This window comes from Cupriavidus sp. WKF15 (assembly GCF_029278605.1).
Lineage (GTDB): Bacteria > Pseudomonadota > Gammaproteobacteria > Burkholderiales > Burkholderiaceae > Cupriavidus.
This window is the reverse complement of record NZ_CP119572.1, coordinates 1,171,650-1,183,666: the sequence shown is the minus strand read 5'-3', so window position 1 is coordinate 1,183,666 and position 12,017 is coordinate 1,171,650. Positions and strand designations below refer to the sequence as shown.

General features: G+C 60.6%; 10 protein-coding genes. 1 reads left to right on the top strand and 9 read right to left on the bottom strand.

The window, feature by feature from the left end; genetic code table 11:
• Positions 1 to 66: 66 nt before the first annotated feature.
• The 4 genes from CupriaWKF_RS05665 to CupriaWKF_RS05650 form a co-directional block, all read right to left on the bottom strand.
• On the bottom strand, positions 67 to 993 hold the full coding sequence (locus tag CupriaWKF_RS05665; RefSeq protein ID WP_276100682.1) for a LysR substrate-binding domain-containing protein: 927 nt from the start codon (positions 991 to 993) through the stop codon (positions 67 to 69).
• A gap of 231 nt (positions 994 to 1,224) precedes the next feature.
• Positions 1,225 to 2,064, bottom strand: coding sequence for a CoA ester lyase (locus CupriaWKF_RS05660; RefSeq protein ID WP_276100022.1), 840 nt, complete (start codon positions 2,062 to 2,064; stop codon positions 1,225 to 1,227).
• Between the two features lie 202 nt (positions 2,065 to 2,266).
• The gene (locus CupriaWKF_RS05655) at positions 2,267 to 2,467 is read right to left on the bottom strand and encodes a hypothetical protein (RefSeq protein WP_115216742.1); all 201 of its coding nucleotides are present in this window, start codon (positions 2,465 to 2,467) and stop codon (positions 2,267 to 2,269) included.
• Between the two features lie 172 nt (positions 2,468 to 2,639).
• Complete coding sequence (locus CupriaWKF_RS05650) at positions 2,640 to 4,676, bottom strand: 4-oxalomesaconate tautomerase (protein ID WP_276100021.1); 2,037 nt, start codon at positions 4,674 to 4,676, stop codon at positions 2,640 to 2,642.
• Positions 4,677 to 4,954: 278 nt separating this feature from the next.
• Between CupriaWKF_RS05650 and CupriaWKF_RS05645 the strand changes: the two genes are divergently transcribed.
• On the top strand, positions 4,955 to 5,878 hold the full coding sequence (locus CupriaWKF_RS05645; protein ID WP_209761285.1) for a LysR family transcriptional regulator: 924 nt from the start codon (positions 4,955 to 4,957) through the stop codon (positions 5,876 to 5,878).
• Positions 5,879 to 5,898: 20 nt separating this feature from the next.
• Here CupriaWKF_RS05645 and dctA read toward each other — a convergent pair whose 3' ends face one another.
• The 5 genes from dctA to CupriaWKF_RS05620 form a co-directional block, all read right to left on the bottom strand.
• Positions 5,899 to 7,227 carry a C4-dicarboxylate transporter DctA gene (gene dctA / locus CupriaWKF_RS05640; protein WP_276100020.1) on the bottom strand — a complete coding sequence of 443 codons (1,329 nt, stop codon included), beginning with the start codon at positions 7,225 to 7,227 and terminating at the stop codon, positions 5,899 to 5,901.
• A gap of 72 nt (positions 7,228 to 7,299) precedes the next feature.
• A complete protein-coding gene (locus tag CupriaWKF_RS05635; RefSeq protein WP_276100019.1) occupies positions 7,300 to 8,646 on the bottom strand; it encodes an adenylosuccinate lyase family protein in 1,347 nt (448 codons plus the stop codon).
• A 53-nt stretch (positions 8,647 to 8,699) separates the two neighbouring features.
• Entirely contained in the window at positions 8,700 to 9,890 is a 1,191-nt protein-coding gene (locus tag CupriaWKF_RS05630; protein ID WP_276100018.1) for a CaiB/BaiF CoA-transferase family protein, read from the bottom strand.
• Positions 9,891 to 9,911: 21 nt separating this feature from the next.
• Positions 9,912 to 10,757 (bottom strand): MaoC family dehydratase N-terminal domain-containing protein, encoded by an 846-nt coding sequence (locus CupriaWKF_RS05625; protein ID WP_276100681.1) that lies wholly within the window; start codon positions 10,755 to 10,757, stop codon positions 9,912 to 9,914.
• A gap of 693 nt (positions 10,758 to 11,450) precedes the next feature.
• Positions 11,451 to 11,822 carry a hypothetical protein gene (locus CupriaWKF_RS05620; protein WP_276100017.1) on the bottom strand — a complete coding sequence of 124 codons (372 nt, stop codon included), beginning with the start codon at positions 11,820 to 11,822 and terminating at the stop codon, positions 11,451 to 11,453.
• Positions 11,823 to 12,017: the final 195 nt, after the last annotated feature.

Sequence of the window (12,017 nt, the reverse complement as noted above, 5' to 3'; positions counted from 1 at the left end):
CGATTGTTGGCTGCGACTGTACTGAGCGGGGCGGGCGCCCGCCAGAAGGGAACGGAAAAGAGGTGTTTACAAATCGTGAAGGGTCGCCCCTTGCCAACTTCCGCTCAGCACCAGTTCCCGCGCGACGGAAGCCAGCGTGCCGCGCGCAGCGAGCCCGGCCGGCGACAGTTCTTCGTCCGACAAGCTGGCCAGCACGTTGGGGCGACGGGCCGCGGCGTCCGCAATGGGGATCATGGCCAGCGGCTCGCCGCCGAGTCGCGCGACTGCCGCGCCGGGCTGCACCGTCGCCCCGAAGCCGGCCCGTACGGCATCCATTAGCATCGCCAGTCCGTCTATCTCGGCCACCAGGTTTGGCTGGAACTTGCCCTTGGCAAACGCCACGTCGAGCACTGACCGCAATCCGTGCGGACTGCTTGGCAGAATCAGCGGCAAGTCGCGCAACTGCGCCAGCTTCGCGGTTTTTCCCGCGGGCATGCCGGGCATGTCGCGCCGGGAGATGAGAAAAAGGCGTTCGGTGAGCAGTGGCGCCACGCTCCAGCGGTGGTGTCCGTCCGCCTGGAACAGGATGGCCAGGTCGAGTTGGCGAGTATCGATCATGGTGGCCAGGTTGCCCGACAGACTTTCCACCAGATGGAGCCGGATGTCAGGGTAGCGATCCCTCATGGCCTGCATGAAGGGCAAGCCGAGTACGGAGATCGTACTCGGCGCCATACCGACGCTGACATGGCCCGACAGTCTCGCAAGCTGCGCGGCACGGACGGCATCGTCGGCATGGCGCACGGCCAGTTGCGCCTGCCGCCAGAAAGCCAGGCCAGCGTCCGTTGGCACCACGCCGGCGGATGTGCGCTGCAACAACCGTGTCGCCAATTCCCCTTCGAGCCTGCTAATCTGCTGACTAAGGGCCGACGTGCCCACGTCCAGCTTCTGCGCGGCCTTTCCCATGCTGCCGAGTTCGACCACCTGCAGGAAATACCGCAACTGCCGGAGCTCCATTCGCTTCCTCCTTCTGGCTCTATCCTTAAGACGCGCGCGACTGTCCGGCACGCTCGCACCACATCGCAATGCGGTCGACAGCCTTTTCGCGGCGCACTCCCCCGCCCGTCCGACGCATCTGTCGCGTCCACGGCATGCGCTGACGACCTTGTTCACTGCGGACTCCGCAATGCTACTGCCGTGCAGTGTAGAGGGAACGGTCGCCTTCCGCGTCGGCGAGGATAGCGCTTACTAGTTGCCAGACAGAGCCAGGATGCGCTTCGCCTGCTCGATGACGGGCTTGTCGACCATCTTGCCATCGACCTGCACGGCATGGCTGCCGGACGAGGTGGCCTCGATCACGCGGCGGGCCCAATCGGTCTGCTGCGCGGACGGCCGAAAGCCCGCTCGCACGCCGGCCACCTGCGACGGGTGGATACACAGCTTCCCGGCGAAGCCGAGTTCCCGGGCATAGGCAACGTCGTCGGCCAGAACGGTCTCATCCTTCAGCGCGGTGGTCACGCCGTCAACGGGCGGCGGCAGGCGGGCGACGCGCGAGGCCAGCACGAGGCGGCTGCGTGCGTAGGCCAGTGCGTCACGGGTGTGCTCGCAGCCGAGGTCGACGGCGTAGTCGATGGAGCCGAACGCCAGCCGCGCCACGCCAGGCGCCGTGGCGATGGCGTCGGCCTGATGCACCCCAATGGCGCTTTCGATGAGCGCCACCAGTACGCCGTGCGGATTGAGCCTGCGCAGCGCCTCGGCGATGCCGCCCAACGCCGCAGGTTGTTCGGCCTTGGGAACCATTAGCCCGGCCAGCGGCGTGCCGGCGGGCAGGTCGGCGAGCCACTCCAGGTCGGCACTGAAATAAGGCGAGGCGGCGTCATTGATCCGGACAAGGACATTCGCCGCCTGCCCTGAAAGCTGCCTTGCCGCGAGCCACGAGGCGATTGCCACGCGGGCGGCGTCCTTGCCGTCGGGGTGGACTGCATCCTCCAGGTCGAAGATTGTGACGTCTGCGCCGGCGGCAACGGCCTTGTCGAAGCGCTCGTGCCGGTTGCCCGGCACGAAGAGATAGGTGGTGGCAATGTTCATGGCGGTGCCTTTCAGCGGGCGGCAAGGTGGAACACGGAGTCTTCGTGCACGTCGTCCCTCAACCACGTGCGACGAGGCGCCGTTGATCAGCGCCGCAGTACGGCGAACTGCGGCGGCAGTCGACCTGATGCAAGAAATGAAGACAATGGCTTGCCACGGAAGCGGCGGCGTACCGTTCCGAGCTCGCCATCGTCGAGAAGGGCTAGTTGTATCCCAAGAACGCGATATCGGTCACGTCTTGCCGGTCATTCAAATTCTCCATCAGCACCTCGGTCGGTGTCCGTATCCAAGAAATGGCCATTGGATCGGGGTCCTTAACCGCAACCGGTGCGACTGCGTAGCAAGGCCGGGATACCAGCTCCGGCCTCTTTTCGCTGCCCAAGTGAGCTTCGACTATGGTCATGATTTCTCCTATTGCTGAATCCGTAGAAGGCTTAAAGCGGATTTCAATTTGCCGCCGACATTGGCTTAAACGTCGGATTCGCCGCCATGCCCATGTTGCGACGACCGAGTCACCCGGCTGATATGCAGTTGCAAGACTGTAGGTAGTCCTTGGCCGGCTCCTCACAGCGCAGTTAACACGAGTCGGCTAATTGAGGATGTGGAGCGGGAAGTGCTGGCGCCAGCCTTGACTCCGTAACGACGCGCCGCCATCGCGTCAGCTCGGACTCTACTTTTGCCGTCAGCGCCTCGGGACTGCTCGGCTCCGCCGTCGCGCCATAACTTTCAAAACCTGCAATGACGTCCGGGTCTCGCAAAACTTCGTTCAAGACCTGATTTAGCTCATCCACCTTAGCGGCGGGAGTGCCAGCAGGCGCGAACAGCGCGTACCACTGTGTCAATTGCACGCCGGAAATCCCCGCTTCAGCAAGGGTAGGAACATCCGGCAAACAAGAGAGGCGTTGCGGACCGGCAACCGAAAGCGCATGAAGGCGCCCGGCCCGTAGCGGCCGATACGCAGTGAGCAGGCTAGAAAACATCACCTGTGTGCGCCCTTCGATGGTGGACGCAATTGCCGGCGCAGCGCCGTCAAAGGTGAGAGAGCGCATCGATGTGCCAGTGGCAAGCTGGAAGAGTTCCGCACCGAAATGAGGCGGTGTGCCGTCGCCTGCGGACGCGTAGCGCAGACCATGTGGCTCTTGTTTCAAGCGGGCAATCAGAGCCTCCACGTCAGCCGGCACGTTCGACGGATTTGCCACCAGCAATATCGGAGAAGACCCAATGAGACCTATCGGCGCAAAGCTGCGGAGGGGATCGTACCCAACCTTCTGAAGTGCGGGATTCATCGCATGTGTTCCCACGTAGCCAAGGAGCAACGTATGTCCATCGGGGACCGCCCGCGCAACATACTCGCAGGCTATGCCGCCGTTCGCACCGGCCCGGTTATCGATGACCACCTCTTGCCCCAGCAGCCGCCCGATGCGGGGACCGATGAGGTGAGCCACAGCGTCATTGCCGCCGCCTGAGCGTGTAGGAAGGATGATTTGCAAAGGCTTCGCTCGCGATCCCACCGAAGGCTTTGCCATTGGCTCGGGCCGGGAGAAAACGTAGTCGGGCAGATGGAGTTCACCAGCCATGATTTTTCGGGCCGTTCGAACAAGCGCTGCACGAGTGACTTTTGTGGCATCACCCTCGCCCTCCAGTTCTACTTCGACTTCGATCCGCCCAGCAGGATGAAGCACCACGAGGGCATGTCGGCCAGAGTGCCTTTCGTTCTGGCTCGCGACGGTACCCGACAATGCGAAGGCGCTGGCCACGCCGATGGCTCCCGTAACGGCATGAGAGGCATGGCACTTGCGCGGAGTGAAGTAGCGCGATGTGATGCTATCCGGAGAGTCGCCCGGGCTAACCAACACTGGCTTCGGAATGACGCTGTCAGACACATCGCCGAGACCCATCAGCAGGCCGGCTTGCAATCGCAGCGTCTCCAGTCGCGACAGCAATGCTGCATCACTGTCAAGCGTGGCCGGTGCTTCACGGCCGCTGACACCCAGGTCGCAGGCCCGGACAATCATCAGCGGCATGGCCGCGTCGATGCAAGTCACCTCGACGCCGTCGATCACATCGATGCGGTTTCCCGTCGGGAATACCTGACCTGTCACGGCACCCCAGGCATCCAGAAAATCAAGCAAGATCGGAGCGCCGGTTCCAGCGACGCCGTCGATGCGGGTGTCACCGTCATAGGTTATCCGGCCATCCGGCGTACGTACGGTCACGTCAATTCGAGCGCCAGTATTGACGTTATGCACGCGTACGCGAGTCGTGTCCCGCTCGACCTTGACGAGACCCTGCTCGATGGCAAAAGGCGCGACGCCTGACAGCATGTTGCCGCAGTTGGGGCGTGTATCCACCGAGCAATTCCCGACTCCCACCTGTACAAAAAGGTAGTCCAAGTCGCAATCGGGCTGCGTGGACCGTGACACAATGGCTACCTTGCTGTTAAGCGTGCTGCCGCCCCCAACGCCGTCAAGTTGCAAGGGGTCCGATGCTCCGATAGCGCCAATCAACGCCTGGTCACGCTCCTCATCGCTTTCCGGTAGCCATTCGCGCAGGAAAAACGGTCCGCGAGAGGTGCCGGCGCGCATCAGGACACAGGGAATAGTTTTACTCATCTCAGTCCGCCTTCAACTTCGCCGCCTGCACGACCGCCTTCCATTTCACTTGCTCCTGTTGCATAAAAATTTGCATTTGACCCGGCGTCATCGTCGCGACCCCCGCGCCCTGGCCTTCCAGACGTTCGAAACGTCGACATCATCACTTGTGTCTGACCTGCTATAGGGCCTCTCCGCCCGCAAACGTATCGTCATACTTTTCTGATACCTATGGAATTGCATAATTGCGAAGGGTTGATGCACACTATGGATCAGTGACGACGACGCAAGGCACACCGATGACCATCAATTTCAACCTCAACGACTTACAGGCATTCCGTGCAGTTGCCGAGTTGAACAACTTCCGGAAGGCGGCCGACGCACTGCATATTTCGCAGCCGGCCTTCAGTCGCCGAATCGAAAAGCTGGAAGAAGCACTGGGTGTCCGCTTGCTGGATCGCACCACGCGACGCGTTAGCCTCACATCGGTGGGGCGGGAGTTCGACCGCAAGCTACAACAGATTCTGGATGACCTGGACCAGACACTGCTTGGCATACGAGGGGTAACGACCACGCGCATGGGGGAAGTGACTATCGCCTGCGTGCCTTCAACGGTCTATTACTTTTTGTCGCAGGTCATCTCGCGCTATCACGAGCGCTATCCGAAGATTCGCGTCAAGCTACTTGACGCCAGCGCAAACGAGGTCTTGTCCGCGGTATCGGGCGGTGAAGCGGACTTCGGACTCAATTTCGTGGGCAACCAGGAGCCGGAAATCGAGTTTCGCCCCCTTCTCGAAGAGAGATTCGTGGCGGCATGCCGCCGCGACCACCCACTCGCAAAGCATCGGCGCGTCAAATGGGCAGACCTGGCCGAGTATGACTATATTTCCGTGAGCAAGGCATCCGGCAACCGACTGCTGTTAGACCAGGCGCTATCCAACGTATCCGGCCTCCCATACAGCATCTATGAGACTCAGCACGTCACAACAACGCTGGGGCTAGTCGAAGCCGGGCTCGGCGTTGCGGCTGTGCCTTCGATTGCCATGCCTGGTCCGGATCATCCGCTACTTGTAAGCGTTCCGCTGACCGACCCCGTCATTACGCGCAATATTGGACTCATTCGCCGCAAGGGGCGTTCGTTGCCGCCCGCGGCACAACAACTCTATGATTTCCTCAGCGAAATGAAGTCAACCCGGGGCAAGCGCGGGAGCCGCCGCGCATAGTTGCGAGCGGCCGCAATCATTCAGCGCGGCGACGGACCGGCCATGACCACGGACGGCGTATCGCCCGCCTCAAGTTTTTCCTCCGTGAATGGGTAGTTCGATGTCAACTCGCGCTTCAGTACTTCACGATCGCAAGCCTTTTCCCACATCGAAACCACGATACAGGCGACGACGTTACTAATCGTACTCGTCAGGGCGCGAGCCTCGGACATGAAGCGGTCAATGCCGACGATAAGAGCGACGCCGGCAACGGGAAGGTCCGGCATGACGGTCAGCGTAGCTACCAGTGCCACGAATCCGCTCCCGGTTACCCCCGCTGCGCCCTTTGAGGTCAACAACATGATGCCGAGCATGGCGGCAATCTGATGCCAGGTCAGGTGGATGTCGCACGCCTGGGCAATAAACATCGACGCAAGCGTCAGATAGATAGCAGTGCCATCCAGGTTGAAGGAGTACCCTGTCGGAAGTACCAACCCGACGACGCCCTTCTTGCAGCCCAAGCGCTCGAGTTTCAACAACAACCGAGGCAGCACCGGCTCGCTTGACGATGTACCCAGGACGACAAGTAGCTCTTCCTTGATATAACGCAGCAACTGCCAAAGTCGGAACCCATGCAGGCGACACAGGAGACCGAGTACCACTACGACGAAGAAGGAACAGGCTACATAGAAAGTCCCGATGAGGAGCCCCAAAGAACCAATCGACTTGATTCCATAGCGTCCGACCGTGAAAGCCATCGCCCCGAAAGCCCCGATGGGTGCCACCCGCATGATGACGCCAAAGACGGCGAAAAGCATGTGGGAGAAGCCATCGATAGTGTCCAGTACGGGACGAGCCGCGGACCCAATGCGCGAGAGGCCGAAACCGCACAACACCGCGAGCAACAGGACGGGAAGGACCTCACCTTGCGCGAACGCCCCGACGAACGCATTAGGGATGATGTGCAATGCAAAGTCGGCAAAGCCGTGGATCTGGATGTCGTTGGCAAAGCGCGCCGCAACACTCGCATCGAGCTGCTTCGGGTCGATGTGCATACCTGCGCCGGGCTGCATCAGAAATACCGTGACGAGACCGGTTAGCAAGGCAATGATGGTCAGTACATAAAATAACCCCATCGACTTCAGCAGAGTCTTTCCAATCTCCTTGGTATCGCTAAGCGACGTAATGCCGGTCACTATCGTACAGAACACGACCGGCGCGATCATCATCTTGACCAGCTTGACGAACCCATCGCCGAGCGGTTTGAGGGATGCACCGATATCTGGCCAGTAGTGCCCGACAGTGATGCCGAGCATCAGTCCGATGAGCACCTGGACGTATAAGTGCTTGAATGGGCTCCGTAGTTTCACAATGGTGTCTCCTTATATTCTTGCGACCGGCATGAGAATTGCCGGAATTTTTTCGCCAAGCGTGTCGATCTTTCAACGCCGGCTTGCAAGCACGCGGTCGACCATCACGCCAGCCTGTCCCAAGTTATTGGCGGGGTCGCACATCGCCTCGAGTTGAGATCGTGTGACATGTCCGCTGATTTCCGGGTGAGCCGCGAGTATGTCGATCAATGGCCGGTCTTCGTCGATGGCCTTGCGGCATAGGTCATAGACCAAGTCATGCGCATATTCCCGTCCGATGTACGGGCCCAACCCCATCATCACCGCTTCGGACATCACAAGCCCGTTGGTCATATCGATGTTGGCGCGCATGCGGTTGGCGTCTACTTCAAGCCCTTGCAGGACAAATTTGGCCTGTTTCAATGCGCCGGAGATCAGGCAGAAGATCTCGGGCAACGACACCCATTCAATCTCCCATGGCCCGGTGGAGCGCTCATGGTCGGCGACCATCGCATCCATCAGGGCCGCTGCGTGCTGTCGCGCCACTGAAATGTTCGCGTGGATGTATAGGCACGAAATGGGGTTGCGCTTCTGCGGCATGGTAGACGACGAGCCGCGCCCGGGCGCGAATGGCTCGAACACCTCCGCCACCTCCGTCTGCATCATCAGCTTTACATCCATGGCAATCTTGCCAAGCGATCCACCGACGAGACCCAGGAAGGCGCCAACCTCGGCTACGGTGTCGCGTACCGTGTGCCAGGAGATGAGCGGCTGCGCCAAACCCAGCTCTTTCATCAGCGCGGCTTGCGTCTCCATAGCGCCCGTCTGCAGGGAAGAAAGCGTACCGGAGGCGCCGCCGAACTCTCCCATCAGTACACGCGGCTTAAGCTGCTGCAACCGCTCGCGGTGACGGTCAATGCCAGCCAGGATGCTGGCCATCTTGTAGCCGAACGTAATCGGCGTGGCTTGCTGCAAGTTAGAACGGCCGATGACTGGGGTGTCCCGATATGTCTTCGCCAGCTTAGCGAGCGCCCCCGCAATGTCGTCCAGATCCGCCTCGATCAGTGCGAGACCCTCACGCATTTGCAGCACAGCCGCAGTGTCAGTGATGTCCTGGGTCGTGGCTCCCCAGTGACAGAACTCGCCGAGGCCGTCCCGGCAGTTCTGGTTAATCTGGTTGACCACGGCGATGATTGGATAGCCGATTTGCTCGGTTTTGGCTTTGAGCTTTACCCAGTCAATCTGCGAAAGTTCGCAGTTGCGCACGATTTCGTCGGCGGCCTCTTTCGGGATGATACCGAGTTCGCCCTGCACCTTTGCCAAGGCGCGCTCGATGTCAAGGTACTTGGCGGTCCGGTTCTCGTCCGACCACACCTCGCGCATGCGCGCATCACTGAACATGTCGCCAAAGATGCGCGAGTCAATAATTGTGGAAGCCATAATGTTCTACCTCTGCTTAATCTTGTCGAATGAGTCGACGGATGGAGTCGGATTCACACCGCATTGTCCGAACGCAGTGCCGTAATCTCGTGGGAGGCGTATCCGAGTTCCGCAAGAATGGAGTCGGTGTGTTGACCAAGGGCGGGGATCGGGTCCATACGCGGCCCTTCGTTCCAGGTGCCGGGCGGCAACAGGGCCGGCAGCGTGCCCTGGGGCGACCCAACCTCGGTCCAGCGGCCCCGCGCTTTGAGTTGCGGATGTTCCCAGACCCCGTTCATATCGTTGACACGGGCATTGGCAATCTGCGCGATTTCCAGCCGCTCCACCACCTGCGCGCCGGTCAGGGAAGCGAAGGCGTCCACGATAATCTGCCGCAAGGCTGTACGCGCAGCCACCCGCTTCGAGTTAGAGGTAAACCGCGGATCCTCGACAAGTTCGGGCTGCTGCAACACTTTCAGGCAGAAGCTCGCCCACTCCCGTTCGTTCTGCAGACCCAGCATCACCGTGACGCCATCGCCTGCAGGGAAAGGACCATACGGATAGATGGTGGCGTGACTTGCGCCAGTGCGCGGCGGCGGCTCTGCGCCGTCGAACGCATAGTAAAGCGGGTAGCTTGTCCACTCCGCCAGCGATTCAAGCATCGAGATATCGATACGCTGACCGCGCCCGGTCTGACCGCGCTGGAGCAGCGCGGCCAGAATATTGGTGTAGGCATACATGCCCGCGGCAATATCGGCGATGGAAGGTCCAGCCTTGCAGGGTTCCTCCGGGGTCCCTGTCACCGACACGAAGCCGGCCTCGCTTTGAATCAGGAGATCATAGGCCTTCTTGTCCCGATAGGGGCCCGGATTGACCGGGTCATCGCCGTAGCCGGAAATGTCGCAAACAATCAATTCCGGCTTGACTGCGGAGAGCCTCTCATAGCCCAGTCCCAAGCGGGCGGCCGCCCCGGGCGCGAGATTCTGCACCACGACGTCCGCCTTATTCATGATGAGACGCTCGAGCACGCCAGCAGCCGCCGGATGCTTGACGTCCAGCGTCAAGCTCTCCTTCGAACGATTGGTCCAAACGAAATGCGACGCCAGGCCGCGCACGCGTTCGTCGTATCCGCGAGCGAAGTCGCCCACGCCCGGCCTTTCGATCTTGATGACACGGGCGCCCAGATCGGCTAGCTGACGGGTCGCGAACGGCGCCGCGATAGCATGTTCAAACGTAACGACGGTGATGTCTTTAAGTGGTTGCATCGTGAGAATCCGGGAGGCAAATCAGCGCAAGACGGCAGTGGCGTCCATGGTCAGCCATCCTTCATGGTCCGACGCCCAAAGATGAATGGTCTTGCCGTCAGCCTGAGGCTGCCCATTGACGTGGAAGGGGTGCAGGTCGAATGTCGGACGCACTGCGCGAAAGCGGAAGCTCACCACGTCAGCTTGCGGCAGCTCGCGCCGAAGCAGGTCCAGCAGCAGCGTCGCGATAAGCGGTCCGTGTACGATGAGGCCTGGGTATCCTTCTACTTCCGTCACATAGCGGCGGTCATAGTGAATGCGGTGGCCATTGAATGTCAGCGCCGAATAGCGGAACAGCAGTACATCGTCCGGCACGATTTGGCGCCGCCAGGCCGCTTCAGAAGGCGCCGCCTGGGGCGTGGCGGCAACATCACCCGGTTGCTGTGCCTCGCGATAGACGATGTCATGAAACTCCACGAGCGAGGGCTCAAGGAGCCCTTCGACGCACACCTCATGACGGACCTTGACGAAGACCAATTTGCCGGTCCTGCCCTCCTTGGTCGAGACGTCATCGATGGTCGAGGTGCGCACAACGCGGTCGCCCACCCGAAGCGGAGCACGAAATTCAAACTGGCCACCAGCCCACATGCGACGTGGCAGTGGCACGGGAGGCAGGAAGCCACCACGCTTTGCATGACCATCCGCACCAATCTCGCTCTGTCGGTGCATGGGAAGAAAGTAAAGCCAATGCCACAGCGGCGGCAATGGCGTACCAGTCGGCTGCGGTGCCACCGGATAGTCCAGCGTGGCCCGCAAAGCAGTCACCGGCACCGCGGTAATCGTATCTTCGTGCTGCTCCCTGCGTCCGATCCATGTCCGCGGGTCCATTGCCTGTTCGTTCACTGCTCTCTCCTTGCTGTCCGTGCCAGAGCGGCACATGCACGCGAATTGATTTTGGTCTCCCCGCTGAAGGGAGGGAAATGCATAGTTCCGATGGATTGATCCGCCAACTGCATCAATCACGAGCCCGTGTAGCAGGTCCGGGTCGCAAGCCGATACCGCCACCGGCCTTGCTGCCCTTGACGCCCATGAAGGAAGGGAGCGCGTAACCGCCATGGATTCGATTGAAGTCAACCTCAGCGTAGACATCGGTGCGCTTCGACAGGTTGTAGTCAGCAACACCCGTGACCATACTTCGGCTGCCATCGGCGTTGCGTTGGCGGTCGTAGTGTGACGTCACCGATAGTGTTTAGGGTTGGGTCGCAGATACCGCGATGCCGCCTAAACGGACCATTGCCGTCAGTCAGAAGACGGAGGACATAGCCGTCCGGCGATTGCAAGGATCGGCGCTTCGAGCGATGTCATGGCTCGGCGGCCCAGCGGCCCATCGGCTTGGCAAGGGAGCGAGGTACGGGAAACGCACTGCTTGAATGGGCGGACGACGTCGCCCAGCGGCGGATGGTCCGCCACACAGCGCGGGAATGCTCCCAGCGTGACACTCAGTTGGTGTATGACATTTCCACCGGCATCGGGACGCACATCCCGTCTTCGCGTTCGAGACGGCGACCCGGGATGGCTATTTCACTTCGGAAGCTGCCGTAGCGCGTGCTTCAGGCCGAAGGGCAGGTGTGGGTCGGCTACAGCCCGCTCACGAGCAAAACCAGTAAAAGGCCGCGGTAAGGTCTGCTTTGCCCCGCAACGGACGAGCAATGCATCGATCCGGTCCAATGCGCAGACAGGAAGGTCCTGCGCAATCAGAATGCGAGCCTCACTGGTCCAGCTTCGACACACCGGCTCATCTGGGAAAGAGCGTTCCAACAGATCGATAAATCGGGTGATTTCGGCTAGCAGGCTCTTTCGTTCGATAGAACCGGGATCGTCGGCCAAATTTTGAAGGGTGGCGGCCAGCACGGAAAAATCGCTGATCGCTGTCGTCATTCCGAAGCCATCCATTGCAGCACCTCTCCCTGACCCTGCCCCACTTTACTGCACTGCCGCCGAGGGTAAGCTGTCCAAAAAGCAAGAGTTTTGAGAACCGATGGATGGTGCGGGCATAAGGTGTACTTCGGGGGGATACCTGAAAGGCAAAGCTTTATTGGGACCGATCGCGGCGCTGACAGAAACGAAGTAGTGCCCCAACGGGTGTTT

Excerpts from the sequence above, each read along its gene's own strand:
- CupriaWKF_RS05665 (WP_276100682.1), bottom strand. The coding sequence starts at position 993 with ATGGAGCTCCGGCAGTTGCGGTATTTCCTGCAGGTGGTCGAACTCGGC.
- CupriaWKF_RS05660 (WP_276100022.1), bottom strand. The coding sequence starts at position 2,064 with ATGAACATTGCCACCACCTATCTCTTCGTGCCGGGCAACCGGCACGAG.
- CupriaWKF_RS05655 (WP_115216742.1), bottom strand. The coding sequence starts at position 2,467 with ATGACCATAGTCGAAGCTCACTTGGGCAGCGAAAAGAGGCCGGAGCTG.
- CupriaWKF_RS05650 (WP_276100021.1), bottom strand. The coding sequence starts at position 4,676 with ATGAGTAAAACTATTCCCTGTGTCCTGATGCGCGCCGGCACCTCTCGC.
- CupriaWKF_RS05645 (WP_209761285.1), top strand. The coding sequence starts at position 4,955 with ATGACCATCAATTTCAACCTCAACGACTTACAGGCATTCCGTGCAGTT.
- CupriaWKF_RS05635 (WP_276100019.1), bottom strand. The coding sequence starts at position 8,646 with ATGGCTTCCACAATTATTGACTCGCGCATCTTTGGCGACATGTTCAGT.
- CupriaWKF_RS05630 (WP_276100018.1), bottom strand. The coding sequence starts at position 9,890 with ATGCAACCACTTAAAGACATCACCGTCGTTACGTTTGAACATGCTATC.
- CupriaWKF_RS05625 (WP_276100681.1), bottom strand. The coding sequence starts at position 10,757 with ATGGACCCGCGGACATGGATCGGACGCAGGGAGCAGCACGAAGATACG.
- CupriaWKF_RS05620 (WP_276100017.1), bottom strand. The coding sequence starts at position 11,822 with ATGGATGGCTTCGGAATGACGACAGCGATCAGCGATTTTTCCGTGCTG.